General features: G+C 72.6%; 17 protein-coding genes. 12 read left to right on the top strand and 5 right to left on the bottom strand.

Going from position 1 to position 18,395, the window contains the following annotated elements; genetic code table 11:
• Positions 1-132 precede the first annotated feature (132 nt).
• Complete coding sequence (locus G3576_RS07665) at positions 133-1,179, top strand: glycosyltransferase family 2 protein (protein ID WP_164693752.1); 1,047 nt, start codon at positions 133-135, stop codon at positions 1,177-1,179.
• On the opposite strand, the gene G3576_RS07660 is transcribed toward G3576_RS07665, so the two are convergent.
• The gene (locus G3576_RS07660; protein WP_164693751.1) at positions 1,158-2,738 is read right to left on the bottom strand and encodes a DUF6311 domain-containing protein; all 1,581 of its coding nucleotides are present in this window, start codon (positions 2,736-2,738) and stop codon (positions 1,158-1,160) included. The genes G3576_RS07665 and G3576_RS07660 overlap by 22 nt on opposite strands.
• A 103-nt stretch (positions 2,739-2,841) precedes the next feature.
• Positions 2,842-3,045 (bottom strand): hypothetical protein, encoded by a 204-nt coding sequence (locus tag G3576_RS07655; RefSeq protein WP_164693750.1) that lies wholly within the window; start codon positions 3,043-3,045, stop codon positions 2,842-2,844.
• A 283-nt stretch (positions 3,046-3,328) separates the two neighbouring features.
• Between G3576_RS07655 and G3576_RS31225 the strand changes: the two genes are divergently transcribed.
• The 8 genes from G3576_RS31225 (at position 3,329) to G3576_RS07615 (ending at position 11,336) form a co-directional block, all read left to right on the top strand.
• Positions 3,329-4,078, top strand: a complete 750-nt coding sequence (locus tag G3576_RS31225) for a sugar transferase (protein WP_235951566.1) — start codon at positions 3,329-3,331, stop codon at positions 4,076-4,078.
• 72 nt (positions 4,079-4,150) lie between these two features.
• Positions 4,151-5,704 (top strand): flippase, encoded by a 1,554-nt coding sequence (locus tag G3576_RS07645; RefSeq protein ID WP_164693748.1) that lies wholly within the window; start codon positions 4,151-4,153, stop codon positions 5,702-5,704.
• Complete coding sequence (locus tag G3576_RS07640; protein ID WP_164693747.1) at positions 5,701-6,759, top strand: glycosyltransferase family 4 protein; 1,059 nt, start codon at positions 5,701-5,703, stop codon at positions 6,757-6,759. The genes G3576_RS07645 and G3576_RS07640 overlap by 4 nt, the downstream gene beginning before the upstream one ends.
• Positions 6,756-7,877 carry a glycosyltransferase gene (locus G3576_RS07635; RefSeq protein WP_164693746.1) on the top strand — a complete coding sequence of 374 codons (1,122 nt, stop codon included), beginning with the start codon at positions 6,756-6,758 and terminating at the stop codon, positions 7,875-7,877. Before G3576_RS07640 ends, G3576_RS07635 begins: the two co-directional genes overlap by 4 nt.
• Complete coding sequence (locus tag G3576_RS07630) at positions 7,874-8,752, top strand: glycosyltransferase family 2 protein (protein WP_164693745.1); 879 nt, start codon at positions 7,874-7,876, stop codon at positions 8,750-8,752. Before G3576_RS07635 ends, G3576_RS07630 begins: the two co-directional genes overlap by 4 nt.
• Positions 8,752-9,624 carry a glycosyltransferase family 2 protein gene (locus G3576_RS07625; protein WP_164693744.1) on the top strand — a complete coding sequence of 291 codons (873 nt, stop codon included), beginning with the start codon at positions 8,752-8,754 and terminating at the stop codon, positions 9,622-9,624. Before G3576_RS07630 ends, G3576_RS07625 begins: the two co-directional genes overlap by 1 nt.
• Positions 9,624-10,421: a YdcF family protein gene (locus tag G3576_RS07620; RefSeq protein ID WP_164693743.1), complete on the top strand. Its 798-nt coding sequence runs from the start codon at positions 9,624-9,626 to the stop codon at positions 10,419-10,421. The genes G3576_RS07625 and G3576_RS07620 overlap by 1 nt, the downstream gene beginning before the upstream one ends.
• 120 nt (positions 10,422-10,541) lie before the next feature.
• The gene (locus tag G3576_RS07615; protein ID WP_164693742.1) at positions 10,542-11,336 is read left to right on the top strand and encodes a calcium-binding protein; all 795 of its coding nucleotides are present in this window, start codon (positions 10,542-10,544) and stop codon (positions 11,334-11,336) included.
• Positions 11,337-11,340: 4 nt separating this feature from the next.
• Here G3576_RS07615 and G3576_RS07610 read toward each other — a convergent pair whose 3' ends face one another.
• Positions 11,341-12,219, bottom strand: coding sequence for a LysR family transcriptional regulator (locus G3576_RS07610; protein ID WP_164693741.1), 879 nt, complete (start codon positions 12,217-12,219; stop codon positions 11,341-11,343).
• An 84-nt stretch (positions 12,220-12,303) separates the two neighbouring features.
• Here G3576_RS07610 and G3576_RS07605 point away from each other — a divergent pair, with 84 nt between their 5' ends.
• Both G3576_RS07605 and G3576_RS07600 read left to right on the top strand, forming a co-directional pair.
• Positions 12,304-13,449 carry a mandelate racemase/muconate lactonizing enzyme family protein gene (locus tag G3576_RS07605; RefSeq protein ID WP_164693740.1) on the top strand — a complete coding sequence of 382 codons (1,146 nt, stop codon included), beginning with the start codon at positions 12,304-12,306 and terminating at the stop codon, positions 13,447-13,449.
• Positions 13,446-14,408, top strand: a complete 963-nt coding sequence (locus G3576_RS07600) for a tripartite tricarboxylate transporter substrate binding protein (protein WP_164693739.1) — start codon at positions 13,446-13,448, stop codon at positions 14,406-14,408. Before G3576_RS07605 ends, G3576_RS07600 begins: the two co-directional genes overlap by 4 nt.
• 16 nt (positions 14,409-14,424) lie before the next feature.
• Here the strand turns inward: G3576_RS07600 and G3576_RS07595 are convergent, their stop codons facing one another.
• Positions 14,425-15,978, bottom strand: coding sequence for an ArnT family glycosyltransferase (locus G3576_RS07595; RefSeq protein ID WP_164693738.1), 1,554 nt, complete (start codon positions 15,976-15,978; stop codon positions 14,425-14,427).
• A gap of 268 nt (positions 15,979-16,246) precedes the next feature.
• Complete coding sequence (locus tag G3576_RS07590) at positions 16,247-17,227, bottom strand: Bug family tripartite tricarboxylate transporter substrate binding protein (RefSeq protein WP_164693737.1); 981 nt, start codon at positions 17,225-17,227, stop codon at positions 16,247-16,249.
• A gap of 127 nt (positions 17,228-17,354) precedes the next feature.
• Between G3576_RS07590 and G3576_RS07585 the strand changes: the two genes are divergently transcribed.
• Positions 17,355-18,332: a Bug family tripartite tricarboxylate transporter substrate binding protein gene (locus G3576_RS07585; RefSeq protein ID WP_164693736.1), complete on the top strand. Its 978-nt coding sequence runs from the start codon at positions 17,355-17,357 to the stop codon at positions 18,330-18,332.
• The last annotated feature ends 63 nt before the right edge of the window (positions 18,333-18,395 follow it).

Genomic DNA, 18,395 nt, shown 5'->3' with positions numbered 1-18,395 from the left:
GCCGGAATCGTCGCGGCAGCGCCGCCCGCCGTCAACGCCCGCGCGCCGGCCCGGCACCAAACCGGTTGACCTGCCGTGCCCCTGCCCGCAGATCGCCGTGGAACCGCCGCATGGCGGAAGGATTCATTGCGCATGTCCACGCAACTCGCCGCCCGCCCGCCGCTGGCCGCCTCCCCCGGCCTGACGCCCGCCACCCTCCGCCCGGCCGAGGCGCGCCCCGCCCTCTCGGTCGTGGTGCCCGCCTACAACGAGCAGGAGGTCCTGCCCGCCTTCCACGCCCGGCTCACCCCGGTCATGGAGGCGATCGGCCTGCCCTGGGAAGTCGTCTATGTGAATGACGGCAGCCGGGACCGGACGCTGCCGATCATGGAGGGGCTGCGCGCCGCCGACCCGCGCGTCGCGCTGGTCAATCTCAGCCGCAATTTCGGCAAGGAGATCGCGCTGACCGCGGGCCTCGACCACGCCACGGCAACCGAGGCCGTCATCGTCATCGATGCCGACCTCCAGGACCCGCCGGAGGTCATCCCGGACCTCGTCGCCGCCTGGCGCGGCCAGGGGGTGGACATCGCCTATGCCCAGCGCCGGGTGCGGGAAGGCGAGACCTGGGTCAAGAAGGCCACGGCCAGCGCCTTCTACCGCGTCATGCAGCGCATCGGCGGCAAGGTGAAGCTGCCGCCCAATACCGGCGATTTCCGGCTGATGTCCCGCCGGGCGCTGGATGCGCTGCTGTCACTCCGCGAACAGCACCGCTTCATGAAGGGCCTCTTCGCCTGGGTCGGCTTTCCCTCGGTTGCCGTGCTCTACGACCGTGCGCCACGCGCGGCGGGCGAGACCAAGTGGAACTACTGGAAGCTCTGGAACCTGTCGCTGGAGGGCATCACCTCCTTCACCGTGGCACCGCTGAAGGTGGCGACCTATCTCGGCCTCGCCACCGCGGTCTTCGCCTCGGGCTACGGCCTGTTGATCATCCTGCGCACGATGATCTGGGGGAACCCGGTCGCGGGCTATCCCAGCCTGATGGCGGTGGTGCTGTTCCTCGGCGGCGTGCAGCTCATGACGCTCGGCATCATCGGCGAGTATCTCGGCCGCATCTTCAACGAGACCAAGGGCCGCCCCCTCTATCTGGTCGAGCGGCATCTGCCGAGCGAAGCGCCCCTTCAGCGGCACACCACGAGCTGACCGAGGGGCCCGCAGCGCGCCGCGCCATCCGGCACCAGCGGCGCGAGGCTCGGCGTGGCGGCGGGCAGGATCACCCTGACCTCGCCCTCCGCCAGCGGCGCCGAAGCCAGCGCCTGGTCGCGGCAGGAAGGCGGCGTCCGCCAGCGCGCGACATACATGGTGCTGGCCGGCACCGGCCGTTCTGACGCCAAGGCCAGCGTCTCCAGCAGCAGGGCGAAGGTGTCGCCCCCTGTCGCATGGTCCACGCAGGGCCAGGAGGGCAGCAGGGTCAGCGACCTCCCCTCGCTGAACGCCTCGCGCAGCGCCGGAGCCTCGATCGTCCAGGCCGGGTGGCCCCCCGCCCACTCCGCGATGGCGCGGCGCAGCGGCGTTGCGTCCGCCACCTGGACCAGCCCCGCCGCCAGGCACAGCACCGGCCCCGCCCGCCCCGCCTTCGCCAGCAGCACCATGCCGCCGACCAGCAGCGCATAGCCGACCGGCCAGAAGAATCGGCCCGAGGCCCTGAACTGCTCCAGCGCCGTCGGCGCCGGGCCGAGGTCGAGCACGATCTCCTCGCCCAGGCCCACGCGATGCGTCACCGCCAGCGCCGTCAGCGCCGCCAGCACCAGGGCGAGCCCGGCATGCTTGCGGAGCAGCTTCCACGCCCCGCGCGGCCGCGCCACGACGCCAAGCACGAAGGCGCCCAGCAGCCCGAAGCCCAGCCAGTTGTAGCCCTCCCACCCGCCATGCCCGGTCGCGTCCAGCTGCGGGGACCAGGGCCAGCCGGAAAGCCAGGACCCCGCCGGCCAGACGGGGGAGAGCAGGTTCATGGCGAACTGGCCGTAGCCACCATCCCCCTGCGCGCCGAGATAGCCGAAGCCCGCCATCACGCCCGCGACCGCCGCCAGCGCCACGCCCACCGCGAGCCCCGGCCCGATGAAGGCCTCGCCCCGCAGCAGCCGCGTCGCGGGGACCGCGCCCAGCAGCGCCAGCGTCATGGCCGCGAGGTAGGGGTGCACCAGCAGCGCCGCCACCTGCAGCGCGCCGGCGCCGATCCAGCGCGCCACCGTCGGCCGCCGCACCAGCCGCAGATACACACCCAGCCCGAGCAACAGCAGAAAATGCCCGCAGAGTGCCGCATGCCCGAAGCGCCCGATGAAGGCGGGCATGGAGGCAGCGGCCAGCGCCACGCCGATCGCCGGAAGGATGCGCGTCTCCCCCGCGCCGCGCAGCGCCCAGACCGCCGCCACCGGCTGCATCACCCAGGCCAAGCCATAGAACAGCCCGACCCCGTGGAAGCCTTCCGGCAGCAGCGCCCGAACCCCCTTGAGCGCCAGCGCCAGCAGCGGAATCGAATCGGCGAAGACGGTGTTGAGCCCGCCTTCCTGCGTGTTCAGCGTGGCGACGAAGGTCGGCGGCCAGCGCCAGGCATCCGCGATCAGGTAGCGCTGCGCCACCATGTGCTGTGCCGCATCCCCCGCCGGCCGCCAGGGCAGCCCTGCCACGGGAAACAGGAAATCCAGCGGGAAGACGTGCAGCGCGAGGGCCAGGCCAACGAGGAAGGCGGCGAGGTAGGACACCACCGCGTCTCGGCCGTTATCGGGGCGGGGGTGGAGCAGGGCGGGAATCCTCGGGGCCTACATCCGCGCCCTTACGCCTGCGGCGCCCGCCCCTGCAAGCCGGTCACAGCAGCGTGGCCAGCCCCACCCAGAACACCGCGGAAATCAGCACCGCCAGCACGATCCCGCGGGCGGGAGACCCCGATTCGGGCTTCGGCAGCGGTCGCCACGCCTCGTAGCGCACAGGCCCTTCGCGCCACGACAGGCGCGGCGCGGGCGTCGGTATCTGGCTTTCGGCGCCCCTCATGGGCTGGCGGTACTGGGACATGGCGAAATTGTGGCACAGACCGCCACGAAGTGCCCGCAAAAAGCGCGTCCAACGCGAAAACTCAATGACTCACAGCCAGATTGACCCGCCGCCACAATCTCGCCCCAACCGCGTCGCAAACCCGCCGGTCAGTAGGGCTAACCCTTATTGTCGAAGGGTTCGGTTACGAGGATTGAACCGCCCGCGATCCAAGGCCACCTCGCCTTGGCCTGCGGCCGGAATGGTTCCGGATCGGACTCAGCTCAACGCCAAAGCGGCCCCCCCGCCGCACCACGAGGACCTCATGCCTGGCCTGGAAGCCGTCCAGACGCTCGCCCCCGAGCCCGAGACGAAGCGATCCGCGCTGCCGCACCCCCTCTTCGCCCCGGGCCTGCCCGGGCAGGTGCGGATGGGCGCCGACTCCGTCGCGCCGGCGGAACGCGCCCGGCAGGTCGCGAAGCGGACGCTTGATATCCTCGGGGCCGGCGCCCTCCTGATCGCCACCCTGCCCGTCTTCCTCATCCTCGCCCTGCTGGTGAAGATGGACGGCGGCAAGGTCTTCTATGCACATGAACGCGTGGGCCGCGGCGGCCGCCTCTTCGGCTGCCTGAAGTTCCGCTCCATGGTCGCCGACGCCGATCGCCGCCTGGCCGCGCTGATCGAGCGCGACCCGATCGCCCGGGCGGAGTGGGAATCGACCCGCAAGCTGAAGAATGACCCGCGCGTCACCTGGGTGGGCCGCTTCCTCCGCGCCTCCTCGCTGGATGAGCTGCCGCAGATCATCAACGTGCTCCGCGGCGACATGAGCCTGGTCGGCCCCCGCCCGGTGCAGGCGGCGGAGCTGGCGGCCTATTACGGCCAGGCCGCGCAGCACTACCTGGCGGTGCGCCCGGGCATCACCGGCCCCTGGCAGGTCAGCGGCCGCAGCGACACCTCCTACGCCCAGCGCGTGGCGCTCGACGTGGCCTATGTCTCACACCCGTCGCTGCTGAACGACATCCGCATCCTGCTCCGCACCCCGGCCGCCGTCCTGGCCCGCCGCGGCGCCTACTGATCCCCCGCTGAGCCCATCGCTTCCGGGCCCGCGGCTCCAGCCGCGGGCCCTTTCATAGGAACGGCGCACGCCATGGCCGACCTGGCCGAACAGCGCGCCTCCGGCGTATCGGAGGAGCGCGCCTCCGGCGGCCGCCTTCTCTCCGGCACGCTCTGGAACGCCGCGGGGCGGGGTCTGCCCCTGCTCCTCGCCCTCGCCCTCACGCCTGTGCTGGTCCATCAGATGGGGCTGGACCGCTGGGGCCTCTTCACCCTGGCCCTCGCTTTGGTCGGCGTCTTCGGCGTCTTCGACCTCGGCGTCGGCGCGGCGCTGACCCGGGCATTGTCCGCCCGCATCGGCGCGGGGGAGACGAAGGGCGCGGCGGAACTGGCCGGCGCTGCCATCACCGCGCTGTTCCTGCTCAGCGCCGTCGTCGCCGCCGTGGCCTTCGCCTTCATCCCCTGGCTCGTCACCGGCCTGCTGAACACGCCACCCGCCCTGCAGGCGGAGGCGACCACCGCCTTCCGCCTGCTCTGCGCCGCGGCACCACTCGTGGTCGTGAATGCCGCGCTTTGGGGCGCGCTGGCGGCGCATCAGCGCTTCCGCGAAGCCAACCTCGTCACCATCCCCGTCGCCGTCATGTACTATCTCGGCCCCGTGCTGGTGCTGCTGGCCTGGCAGAGCCTGGTCGGCGTGATCCTGGCGCTGGTGCTGTGCCGGCTGGCGAACACGATCTGCTACGCATGGCTGGCGCGGCGGGACCTGCCGGGCCTCGCCCCCACCTGGCCGCGCTGGTCGCTGGTCGGGCCGCTGGTGCGGATGGGCGGGTGGATGAGCGCGTCGGGAATCCTGACCCAGGCCCTGCTCTACGCCGACCGCTTCCTGGTGGGCGCGGTGCTGACGCTGACGGCCGTCGCCTTCTACGCCACGCCGCTCGACCTCGTGATGCGCATGTGGATCCTGCCCGTCGCGGTGGCGCAGGCCTTGCTGCCCGCCATGGCGAGCGTCTTCGCCACCCATGCGGAAGCGACCGCCGGGCTGCTCCGCCGCGGTGCGCTGATGGTCATGGCCATGGTCCTGCCCGCCTGCCTGGTGCTGGTCGCCGCCGGGCCGCTGGTGCTGCAACTCTGGCTCGGTGCGGAGTTCGCCGCCGGTGGCGGACGCGTGCTGCAGATTCTCTCGGTCGGCATCTTCTTCTCCTGCGCCGCCTTCGCGCCCGGCGCGCTGCTGGACGCGATCGGCCGGCCGGACCTCAACGCCAAGTGGCAGCTGGCGCAGGCGCTGGTCTTCCTGCCGCTGTCCGCCGCGCTGCTGCTGTGGCTGGGGATCGAGGGCGCGGCGGCCGCCTGGGCGCTGCGCTGCGCCGCGGATTGCCTGGGTCGGCTGGCCTTGGTCGCGCGCTTCTACCCCGCCGCCGCCGACGCCGCGCGCCGCCTGGCCGCGCCGCTGCTGGCCGGCGGCGCGGGCCTGTCGCTGCTGCTGCTGCCGGCGGGCCCCTGGGCGCTCGCCGCGCTTGGCCTGCTGGCGCTGGCCGCCTTCACCGCGGCGGGCCTGCCCGCCCTGACCCAAACCGAACGCCGGAATGCGCGCGGCCTGCTGCGTCGCCCCTGGCGGATCCGCGCCGTGCTGCGCGGGGAACCCGCATGACCATCGCCATCAATGCCCGCTTCCTGACGCAGAACATGTCAGGCGTGCAGCGCTTCGCGCGCGAAGTCACCACCGCCATGGCCGCCCTGGCGGAAGCCGGCCAGGCGCCGCGGCTGCGCCTGCTGGCCCCGAAGGGCGCGCCGCGGAGCTTCGCCGGCCTGCCCGTGGAGATCGTGGGCCGCCTCTCTGGCCAGGCCTGGGAACAGCTGGAATTGCCGCGCGCCGCCGGCCGCGACCTGCTGCTCAACCTCGGCAACACCGCGCCCCTGCTGCGGCGCGGCGGCCAAGCCGTGGTGATCCATGATGCCGGCGCCTTCGACACGCCCGAATCCTACTCCTTCGCCTTCCGCAGCTGGTATCGCAGCCTGCACCTGGCCCTGCCGCGCCTCGGCGCGCAGCTCATCACGGTCTCCGACTTCTCCCGCACCCGCCTCGCCCGCCGCCTCTCCGTCGATCCCGCGACGATCGGCGTGGTGGCGGAAGGCGGCGAGCATGCGCTGCGCGACCCCGCCGACGCATCCGTGCTCGCGAAGCACGGCCTCGCGCCTCGAGGCTACGCGCTGGCCGTCGGCACCCGCGCCGCGCACAAGAACCTCGATGCGTTGCGCGATGCCGTGTCGCTGCTGGCGCAGCGCGGCCTGGTGCTGGCCGTCGCCGGCGCCGCCGATGCCAGTGTCTTCCGCAACGCCGCCGACGTGGATGCCGCCAAGGCGCTCGGCCGCGTCACGGATGCGGAGCTGCGCGCGCTCTATGAGAACGCGCTCTGCCTCATCTTCCCCTCCCGCTATGAGGGCTTCGGCCTGCCGCCGTTGGAGGCGATGTGGTGCCACTGCCCCGTCCTCGCCGCCTCCGCCGGCGCGGTGCCGGAAGTCTGCGGCGACGCCGCGCTGTGGTTCGACGCGGAGGGCCCCCGCACCCCCGCCGCCGCGCTGGCCCGCCTGCTGGACGAGCCCGGGCTTTCCGACCATCTCCGCGCCGCCGGCCGCGCGCGGGCGGAAACCTTCTCCTGGCCCGCCGCCGCGCGGCGCCTGCTTGACCTGGTGGAGCCCCGATGAGGGTCGCGATCGTCCATGAATGGCTCGAGACCTATGCGGGGTCCGAGCGCGTGCTGGAGCAATTGCTGGATGTCTGGCCCGAAGCAGACCTTTTCGTCGTCTGCGACTTCCTGGCCGACAAGGACCGGCACTTCCTGCGGGGCAAGGTTCCCACCACCAGCTTCATCCAGCGCCTCCCGCGCGCCCGCCAGTGGTTCCGCTACTACCTCGGCCTGATGCCGATCGCGGTGGAGCAGTTCGACCTCTCGGCCTATGACCTCGTCGTCTCGTCGTCGCACGCGGTCGCCAAGGGCGTACTGACGGGGCCGGCGACCCTGCATGTCTCCTACGTCCACAGCCCCATGCGCTATGCCTGGGATTTGCAGCACCAGTATCTGCGCCAGGCGCGGATGGAGACGGGGCTGAAGGGCCTGCTGACGCGCTGGCTCCTCGCCCGGATGCGCGCCTGGGACCATGCCTCCGCCGCGCGCCCCGACCTCATCGCCGCCAACAGCGCCTGGATCGCCGCGCGCATCCGCAAGACCTGGCGGCGGGAGAGCACGGTCATCCACCCGCCTGTGGACATCGAGGGATTCCCCTTCGAGCCCGCCAAGCAGGACTACTATTTCGTCGCCTCCCGCATGGTGCCCTACAAGCGCATCGACCTGGTCGCGGAGGCCTTTCGCGCGATGCCCGACAAGCGGCTCCTCATTGCCGGTGACGGCCCCGAGATGGGCCGCGTCCGCGACGCTGCCGGTGACGCGAGAAACATCGAGATCCTGGGCCGCGTCCCGCAGCCCGAGTTGATCCGCCTGCTGCAGGGCGCGCGCGCCTTCGTCTTCGCGGCGGAGGAGGATTTCGGCATCGCGATGGTGGAAGCGCAGGCCTGCGGCACCCCGCTCATCGTCTATGGCCGCGGCGGCGCCAGCGACATCGTGGTCCCCGACACCACCGGCGTGCTCTTCCCCGAACAGGCCGCGCAGAGCATCCGCGACGCCGTCGCGCGCTTCGAAGGCCTCGCCATCGCGCCCGAATCCTGCCGCGCCAATGCCGAGCGGTTCAGCCGCGCCGTCTTCCGCGACCGCATCCAGGCGCTGGTGGCCCAAGGGCTGGCCGCACAGGGGCTCGCCGCCCGATGATCCGTTTCAGCCTGGTCATGGCGACGCGTGGCCGCACCACGGAAATCGCCGAGTTCCTCGACAGCCTGCTCGCGCAGGGCCGCGGCGATGCCGAATGCATCATCGTGGACCAGAATGGCGACGACCGGCTGGCGGCAGTGCTGGCGCCCTACGCGGCACGTCTGCGCCTGACCCATCGCCGCTCCGCCATCGCCAATGCCAACCACGCCCGCAACCTCGGCCTGCGCGACGCGGTGGGGGAGATCGTTGCCTTCCCGGATGACGACTGCCTCCTCCCCCCAGGCACCCTCGCCCTGGTGGACCAGGCCTTCACGGATGACCCGCGCCTCATGGTCCTCACCGGCCCCGCCGCCAGCCCCGAAGGCGGCCTCGGCAGTGGCCGCTGGCGCACCGAAGGCGGGGCGATCGACTCGAGAAACGTCTGGACCAGCGTGATCGAGTTCAACCTCTGGCTCCGCCGTCCCGTCGCCCTCGCCCTCGGCGGCTTCGATGAGGGCATGGGCCCCGGCACCCTCATCGGCTCGGCGGAGGGCAACGACCTCGTGCTCCGCGCCGTCGAAGCCGGACACGAAGCCCGCTACGAGCCCGCCTTGCGCGTCGCCCACCCCGACAAGCGCCTCTCCGATGTCGCCACCGCCCGCGCGCGCCTCTATGGCCGCGGCCTCGGCTTCGCGCTGCGGCGCCATGGCGTGGCGCCCGGCGTGTGGCTGCCCTTCGCCATCCGCCCGATCGGCGGCGTCGTCGTCTCCCTGCTCAAGGGCCGCCCGCGCGATGCCGCCTACTATGCCATGACCTTCGCCGGCCGCGCCGCCGGCTTCCTGCGCGGTGACGCGAAGGATGGCCTGAAGCGCACCCCCATCGAGGGCCAGCCCTGATGCGCATCGCCATCGGCATCGCCACCCGCGGCCGCGCCGCCATTCTGGGCGAGGTGCTGGCGGAACTTCGCCTGCAATCCCGCGCGCCCGATCGCATCATCATCTGCCACGTCACGGCCGACGACGTCACGGGCCTCGCGGATCGCTTCCCTGCGGTGGAATTCCTGCAATCCCCCGCCGGCCTGCCACGCCAGCGCAACGCCATCCTGGATGCCGCGGCCGATTGCGACGCGGTGCTGTTCCTCGACGATGATTTTCTCCCCGCCCCCGACTACCTCGCGGTGACGGAGCGCGTGCTGGACCTGCACCCGGACTGCGTGGTCACGACCGGCACCGTCATCGCCGATGGCGCCAAGGGCCCGGGGATCGAGGTGCCGGAAGGCCGCGCCATCCTGGCCGATGACCGCCACGAAGGCGATGCGCTGGCCGTCACGCCGCATTTCAACGGCTACGGCTGCAACATGGCCTTCCGCCTGGCGCCGCTCCGCGCCCACGGCATCCGCGTCGATGAGCAACTGCCCCTCTATGCCTGGTACGAGGATATCGACGTCACGCGCGCGCTCGGCCGGCACGGCTCCATCCTCCGCCTGGCCGGTGCGCGGGGCGTGCATCTCGGCACCAAGTCGGGGCGCGTCGCTGGCAACCGCCTCGGCTACAGCCAGGTGGCGAACCCCATCTACCTCGCCCGCAAGGGCACCTTCCCCTGGAGCCACGCCCTCCCCTCGGCGGCGCGGCACATCGCCATGAACGCGCTGCGATCCCTGGCGCCGGAGCCGCATGTGGACCGCTTCGGGCGGCTCAAGGGCAATCTCCTCGCGCTCTGGGACCTGCTCCGCGGGCGCGCGCATCCCATGCGGATCATGGACCTCTAGTGGACACCATCACCTTCATCGCCTCCAAGGCGCTCTGGATGGTGCTGGCGCCGAACACGGCGGCGCTGCTGCTGGCCCTGCTCGGCCTGGCGCTGGTCTGGCGAGGCCGCCGCTTCGGCCGCTGGCCGCTGCTGCTCGGTCTCGGCTGGTATGCCCTGGTCTTCGCCACCCCCATCGCCGCCTGGCTGACCGTGCCGCTCGAGACCCGCTTCACGCGCCCCGCGACCCTCCCCGGCCCCGTCACCGGCATCGTCGTGCTCGGCGGCGCCGTGGACCAGGAGATGACGCAGCGCCACGGCATCCCCGCCCTCAACGGCGCGGCGGAGCGGATGACGGAGGCCGTGGCCCTCGCCCGCCGCCACCCCGGCGCCCGCCTGCTCTTCACCGGCGGATCGGCCGCCATCATCCCCGGCGGCCCAACCGAGGCCGATACCGCGCGCCTGCTCTTCACCGATCTCGGCGTGCCCGCGGATCGCCTGGTCTTCGAAAGCGAAAGCCGCAACACGCATGAGAACGCGGTGCTGTCCTTCCGCGTGGCGCAGCCCAGGCCCGGCGAGACCTGGCTGCTGGTCACCTCGGCCAGCCACATGCCGCGTTCCATGGGCGTCTTCCGCCAGGCCGGCTGGACCATTACCCCCTGGCCCGTGAACTACACGACGATGGGGGGATACGGCCTCGACTATTTCGGCCCCTTCCCGACGCGGCTGAACCAGGCGGAATGGGCGCTGCGGGAATATGTCGGGCTGGTCGCCTATCGCCTGATGGGCCGGACGGACGCCCTCTTCCCGGCGCCCTGACTCGCGACCCGCCCATCGGCGCCACCGATCGCCGCGATAGGCGCTGCCCATCTGGGCATCTCGCGCGAACTGGGTATTGTCTGCAATGTCTGATCAACCATTGCAGGAAACGCCACCCCGATGAAGCGCGCCGCCGGGCCCACGCCTATTCCGCTGGATGATGCCGCGCTGGATGCCGTGACGGGCGGCGTCTCCTTCAGCGCCTTCATGCTCAACGGCAAGGTGGAGAACGGCAATGTCGGCGCCGGCGAGCATTGGGAAGGCTGGACCGATGCCGAGAAGAACTGGGGCCAGGGCGGCGACGACACCCTCGAAGGCCATGGCGGCAACGACACGCTGCGCGGCAACCAGGGCGACGACGTGCTCGAAGGCCAGGATGGCGACGACAAGCTCTATGGCGGCCTCGGCACGGATGTGCTGAGCGGTGGCGAGGGCCATGACCGGCTGGAGGGCGAGGCCGGCAACGACTTCATCTCGGGCGACGAGGGCAACGACACCGCCCGCGGCGGCATCGGGAATGACGAGATCTCCGGCGGCACCGGCGACGATCACCTGGATGGCGAGATCGGCAACGACACGCTGTGGGGCGATGAGGGCCGCGATACGATGGTCGGCGGCTGGGGCAGCGACACCTTCGTCATCGATGGCCGCCATGCCGGCCAGGATTCGGTCGCCGGCCACAATGAGAGCGCGGTCGGCGAATGGCTGTCGCGCCACGACGACGACACCATCGTGCTGACCCATGTCAGCTGGGCGGATATCCGCATCGAGTTCAGCAGCGGCGGCTTCTCCGGTGCCGTCGGGCCGGATGGCACGCAGCAGCTCCGCACCAATTCCGCCGGCACCATCTGGTTCGGCGACCAGCGGGTGGATTTCCGCGGGATCGAGGAGATCCAGGTCAAGCCACAGGGCTGAGGCGTCACGCCGCGGCTGCCACCAGCCGCTCCCGGAACGCTTCGGCGAGCAGGGATGGCGCCCGCGCGCGGGAGACCACCATGGTCACCGCCAGCTCCAGCCGGGGCGTGACCGGCCGGGTCGCGAGCCCCTGCGCCCGCGCCTCCGCCAGCCCGTAGCCGTCCAGCAGCGCGATCCCCGCCCCCGCCCGCACCAGCGCACAGGCGATGCTGGATTGGGAGACCTCGATCGCGATGTGCACCACCCCCTGAGCCTCCCCGAGCGCCGCCCCCACCGGCTGCTGCGGGCTGAGCGAGATCACCGCCTCCCCCGCCAGTTCCACCAGCGACAGGCGCCGCTTCGCCGCCAGCCGGTGGCGCGGCGGCAGCGCGCAGCCGATCTCCGACCGCGCGAGCGCCGTCGCCTCCACCCGCGGATCGCCGGAATGGCCGAGGATGACGCCGATCTCCGCCCGGTGCTCGGCCACCTGGTTCACCGCCTCCAGCGCCGTCGTCGCGCGCAGCCGGACCATCACCTCGGGCCGCCCGTCCCGGAAGGCCTGGATGGCGCGCGGCAGCAGCGCCGTCGCCAGCACCGGCACGGCGGCGATGGTGAGCTGCCCGCTTCGCCCCGCGCGCAGCGCCGCCGCCAGCCGTTCGACGCCGCCGATCGCCGCGAAGGCGCCCATGAGTTCCGGCAGCAGCGCATGCGCCTCCGCCGTCGGCACCATCCGGTTGCGGTCCCGCGCGAACAGCGCGAAGCCCAGCCGCGCCTCCGCCTGGCGCAGCATCTTGCTCGCCGCGGGCTGGGACATGCCGAGCTGCGCCGCGGCCCCCGTCACGCCCCCCGCCTCCATCACCGCGCGGAACACCTCCAGCTCCCGCAGGTTCAGACCCATAACCATCCGTCTATGATCCCGGCCATCCCGGCTATTTGACAGAATGGCCGCCGCTTCGCACCGTCCGCGTCAAAGCATGACGGAGGAAGCGTGAAGGTCATCGGCATCAGGGGATTCCTCGTGGGTTTCGCGCCCCGCCCCGCCCTCGGCAACGCCGCCACCTTCATCCGGCGGCGGGAGGTGCTGCTGGTCCAGCTGGTGGGGGAGGACGGCACCACCGGCTGGGGGGAGGCCTTCAACGCCCCCGCCGCCGCCGCCGCGCTGATCCGCACGCGAATGGCGCCCCTGGTGCTCGGCCAGCAGGCGGATGCGATGGGCCGGGTCTACAACGCCATGCTCGGCACGCTGGGCTATGACCGCCGCGGCGCGGGCATGATGGCGATCTCCGCCATCGACATGGCGCTGCATGACCTCGCCGCCCGCGCCCGCGGCATCAGCGTGGCGCGGATGCTGGGCGGCGCGCTGCGCGACCGCATGCTGGCCTATGCCAGCGGCCCCTTCATCGCGGAGGGCCCGGACCCCTACGGCGCCTATCCCGCCCAGGTGGATGCGCTGCTCTCCCGCGGCTTCCGCGCCATCAAGCCGCGGGTCGGCGTCGCCCCCCGCGCCGATGGCGACGTCATGCGCGCCATGCGCCGGCAGGTCGGCCCCGACACCGCGCTGATGGTCGACATCAACCAGGGCTACACGGTCGGCGCGGCGCTCGCGAGCCTCCGCCACATGGAGGAGGCGGACCTCCTCTGGGTGGAGGAACCCCTCCAGCCCGAGGATCTCGGCGGCTACCAGGCCGTGGCCGCCGCCGCCCGATGCGCCATCGCGGGCGGGGAGGCGCTGGCCAGCCTGGCCGGGTTCCGGGACTTCCTGGTGGCGCGGACCTTCTCCGTCCTGCAGCCGGACATGGCGGTCTGCGGCGGCTTCACCGGTTTCCGGCGCATCCTGGCGCTGGCCGATGCCTTCGACGTGCCGGCCATGCCGCATGTCTTCGGCAGCCTGGTGAACGCCCATGCCGCGCTGCAGATGGGCGCGCTGATCGGCGCGCGGCGCGGCGGCGGGCCCGCCCCCTATCCCTTCATCGAGGTCGATGTCACGCCGAACCCGCTGCTGACGCTGCTGGGCCCGGTCGAGCCCGGCGCGGATGGCTGCATCGCCGTGCCGGATGCGCCGGGCCTCGGCTTCGAGCTTGCGCCGGAACGCCTGGCGCCCTTCGTCACCGACCATTGGGAGATCACGCCATGAAGCGCCGCGCCCTGCTGGCCGCCGCCGCGGCTTCCATCCCTGCGATCGCGCTCGGCCAGGGCTGGCCGTCCCGGCCAATCCGCCTCGTGGTCCCCTACCCCCCCGGCGGCGCCAGCGACATCACGGCGCGGCTGCTGGCACAGGATCTGTCCGCGGCGCTCGGGCAGCCCGTCGCGGTGGAGAACCGCGGCGGCGCGGCCAGCATCACGGGCACCCAGGCAGTCGCCACGGCGGCGGCGGATGGGCATACGCTCGGCGTGGTGGATACCGCCTTCGTCGTGAACCCCGCGCTGTTCGGGGCCCGCCTGCCCTATGACACGCTCCGGGACTTCACGCCGGTGTCCCTGCTGGTGCGGGCACCCCTTGCCCTCGTCGTGCCCGCCGCCGCGCCCTGGGCCGACGTCGCGGCGCTGGTGGCGGAAGCCAAGGCGAAGCCGGACCAGCTGCCCTTCGGCTCCGCCGGCAACGGCACCGCCGTGCACATGGCGGGCGAGCAGTTCCGCCAGGCCGCGGGCTTCACCTACCTCCATGTCCCCTATCGCGGCGGCGGGCCGATGATCACGGACCTTCTCGCCGGCCGCGTGCAGATGGCCTTCGGCACGGTGCCCGCCATCGCGGAGCATGTGCGCGCCGGGCGGCTGCGCGCGCTGGCCGTCACCGGCGCCGCGCGATCCGCCCTGCTGCCCGCCGTGCCCGCGATGGCGGAGGCCGGGCTGCCGGCGGTGGATGCCGCGCTGATCAACGCGCTGATCGGCCCCGCCAGCCTGCCCGCCCCGGTGGTGGACCGCCTGGCGGAAGCCACGCGCGGCGTCATCGCCGGCGCCGCCTTCCGGTCCCGCCTCGCCGAACTCGGCTTCGATCCCGTGGGCGGCACCCCGGCCGAACTCCGGGCGACCCTGGCCGCGGAGATCCCGCGCTGGGAGGCGATCGTGCGGACAGGCGGCGTCACGCCGGACTGACCGGCGGCGCCGGCCGCTACCGCGCCCGGTAGATCTCGACCGGCCCGCGATACTCCGCGACGGTCGCGAACAGCTCGTAGCCCTGCTCCACCGCCGCCATCACCTGCGCGGCGGCGGCGGGGCGCATGGTGTGCATCCAGCCGCGATCCACCACGATGACGCGGGGGCGGGAGGCCAGGACGCGCACCAGTTCCGCCTCCGTGCTCGTATCCGACAGATCCTCGAACACGCCGGTCAGGTGGGCCGGGAAGGGAAAGCGGGTGGACAGCCGGGCGCCGGAGATGACGTAGACGCTCGGGTGGTAGTTCGCGATGAAGGCATCGCCACCCGGCCCCGCCGCTTCCGCCACCTTGGCCGAGACCTCCCGCACGGGGTCGCGATGCATCAGCCCCGGGCCGCGCTCCAGCCGCCCCGTCGCCTCCACCAGCCAGGCCTGGGCGGCGATCACGCCGATGACGGCCATGAAGGCCATCCGCCCGCGTTCCGGCCGAGCCAGGCTGCCCGCGATCCACCAGGCGCCGATCGAGGCCAGCAGCGCCAGCGGCGGGAGCCACAGGAGGAAGTAGTGGGCGAAGAAGAAGCCAGGCCCCGCGATGGCGGCGGAGGTGACGGCGAACCAGATGATCGCCGCCCCCGTCAGCAGCACCACCGGCCCCGGCGCCCAGCGCGGCCGCCAGGCCGCCACCGCCACCAGCGCCGCCCCGAAGGCGAGGCCCAGTTGCAGCGCCGCCGCGCCGATCCGACGCGCGGCCTCCGGCCCCTCGATCCGTTCCAGCGAATAGCGGAAGGGCGCCATCAGCGACCCGTCCAGGTACTGGTCGAGCCAGCCCTGCGTCCAATAGACGAAGCCCGCCAGCACGAAGGGAAAGGCGCAGAGTCCCGCATAGGCCAGCGCCATCAGCGCCGCCCGCCGCCAGGGCAGCACGCCCCGCAGCAGCGCCGGCAGCACCAGCACCAGGAAGGCGAGCGACCCTTCCGGCACCACCACCTGCTTCACCACCAGCGCGCATCCGATCAGCAACCCCATGGCCACCAGCGGCAGCCAGCCCGGCGCGCGGGGCGTCGGTCCCACCGCCTGCGCCGCGCCCCGGATCGCCAGCGCCATGCTGGCGGCGACGAAGGGCGCGATCAGGATCTCCGTATTGGTGCAGAGCCCGCCCAGCAGCACCGACAGCGCCGCGTAGATCACCCCCGCGCCGATGCCGATCCGCGGCGGCGCCCCCGCCGCCCGCGCCGCGCCATACAGCGCGCAGGCCGTGGCGGCGACGCAGATCATGCCGAGCAGCCGCACCGCTTCCACGGAAACGCCGAAAGCGAGGAAGGCCAGCGCGAACATCGCCGGCGCACCGATCGGGTGCATGTCCCAGGCCGCGACCAGCGGCCAGCCGCCATTCAGCCATTCCCGGGCCTGGACCAGGTACAGCCCCTCATCCGTGTCCACCACGGCCGGGACGAAGCTGGTCAGGCGCAGCAGCACCGTCGCGACCAGGATGAGCAGGATCGCCCCCGCATCGCCCAGCAGGGGGGCGCGGGTGCGAACCGGGGCATAGAAACTCTGGCCGTCGGGCATGGGGCCTCACGCGGGCGTGAAATCTCCGCCCGCCAACCCTTCCCAGAGGGCGCGGACGGATGCAACCCCGCTTCCGATCAACCTTGCCCCCGCCGCATGGCGCCGCGCGGGCGCGACTGCGGCGGGGGCAAGGCAAGGAAGAGCCGAACCGTCGAACGAGCTGGGCAACCTGCGGCCGACACCGTCGGCCGAGGCCGCGAATGCGGCCCGCCGCCTATGAGGCGAGCCAAGCCGGCGACGCCGGCGCCCGGCGCCTGAGGGCACGCATTTAATTCTCCGGCTGGAAGCCGCTCTCGCGCACGATGGGACCCCATTCCGCCCGTTCCCGCGCGATGCGCGCCCGGAAATCGGCCGGGCTGGCGGAGACGGTCGGCAGGTATTCCAGCCGATCCAGCGCCGCCACCATGTCCGGCTGCCGCGCGATCTGCGTGATGGCAGCGTGCAGCCCGTTGACGATCGGCGCCGGCGTATTGGCCGGCAGCAGCACGCCGAACCACTCATCCTTGCCGAGATCGGGATGGCCGAGCTCCGCGAAGGTCGGCACATCCGGGTAGCGCGGGTTCCGCTGGGGCGAGGACACCGCCAGCATCCGCGCGCCCGTGCCATGCTGCGGCGAGACATCGCCCAGCACGCCCACGAAGATCGGCAGCCGCCCGCCGATCAGATCCTGCACCGCCGGCACCGCGCCGCGATAGGGCACATGGGTCACCGGCACGCCGATCTTCTTGCCGAACATCACGCCGAGGAAATGCGGTGCCGATCCCGCCGCCGGCGACGCGAAGGGCACCTCCCCCCGCTGTGCCCGCATCCAGGCGATCAGCTCCGGCAGCGTCTTCGCCGGATGGTTCGCCGGCACCGCCAGCGCGAAGGGGAAGGAGCAGACGGTGGAGACGGGGATCAGGTCCGTCAGCGCGTCATACCGCACCTCCCGCGGGAAGACATGCGGCTGGAGGGTCAGCATGGAGGCCGGGGTCTGCAGGAAGATGGTGCCATCCGCCTCGCCCGCCTTCACCGCCTCCACCGCGATGCGCCCGGCCGCGCCGACGCGGCCATCGACGATGACGTTGGGCGCGTAGATCCCGCGCAGCTTCTCCGCATAGAGCCGCGCCACGACGTCGGAGGACCCGCCCGGCGGGAAGCCCACGATCACCCGGGCCGGGCGGTTGATGGTCTCCGCGCGGGCCAGGCCGCCCAGCGCCGGCACCGCCAGCGCACCGAGCAACGCACGCCGCTTGAGCATGAGGGTCATGGAGGTTCCTTCCCTGGTGCTTGGCGGGATGCGCGTCACGACACGTCCCGCTTGAATGCAACCATTATGCGCCATAAGTTTACCAGCAAAGCAAGGTGCATCGGCACCGCAGGGAGGATACGGGACCATGGACACACGCATCACCCGCCGCCTCGCGCTGGCCGCCCTGGCCGCGCCGGCCCTGGCATCCGGCGCCCGCGCCCAGGCCGTGCCGCGCCCCGCCCGCGTGCTGGTCGGATTCGCCGCCGGCGGTCCCACGGACCTGGTCGCGCGCATCTATGCGGAGCGGCTCCGCGGCGCCTATGCCCCCTCCGCGCTGGTGGACAACCGCCCCGGCGCCTCCGGCCGCCTGGCCGTCGACGCCACCAAGGCGGCGGAGCCCGATGGCACGACGCTGCTGGTCACGCCCGCCAGCGTCATGACCCTGCAGCCCCACATCTTCCCGCGGGAGGTGCGCTACGATGCACTCGCGGATTTCGTGCCGGTCTGCACGCTCTGCGACTTCGCCTTCGCCGTCGCGGTGCCGGCCAGCCATCCCGCGCGGACGCTCTCGGACCTCACCACCTGGCTCCGCGCCCAGCCGGCGGAGGTGCCCTACGGCTCCCCCGGCGCCGGCTCCGGCCCGCATTTCGTCGGTGACATGATCGGCCGCGCGGTCGGCGCCCGCCTCAACCACGTGCCCTATCGCGGCGCCGCGCCGGCGGTGCAGGACGCGCTGGCGGCGCGCATCCCGCTGGTGGTGGCGGTGGTGTCGGACCTGCTGCCGCATCACGGCCAGGGCGTGCGCATCCTGGCCATCTCCTCCCAGGCGCGCCTGCCCCGCCTGCCGGACGTGCCGACGCTGGCGGAGGCCGGCTACCCCGCGCTGACCATCAGCGAATGGATGGGCCTCTTCGCCCCCGCCCGTACGCCGGCGCCCATCGTCGCCGCGCTGCACCAGGCGGTGGCGGCCGCCGTGCGGACCGAGGAGGTGCGCCAGGTCCTCGATCGCCTCGAGTTCCAGCCGACCGTCCAGGGCCCGGAGGAATTCGCCGCCCGCATCCGCCACGACCGCGACCTCTGGGGCCCCGTGGTGCGGGCGAGCGGCTTCCAGCCGGAGACTTGATGGCAACACCGTTCCCTCCCCCGTGCTTACGGGGGGTTGCGGCACTGCCGCAACGCCGAAGGC

The organism is Falsiroseomonas algicola, assembly GCF_011040385.1.
GTDB classification, from domain to species: domain Bacteria; phylum Pseudomonadota; class Alphaproteobacteria; order Acetobacterales; family Acetobacteraceae; genus Falsiroseomonas; species Falsiroseomonas algicola.
The sequence above is the reverse complement of the archived record's forward strand: the minus strand, read 5'-3'. Positions and strand labels throughout refer to the sequence as shown.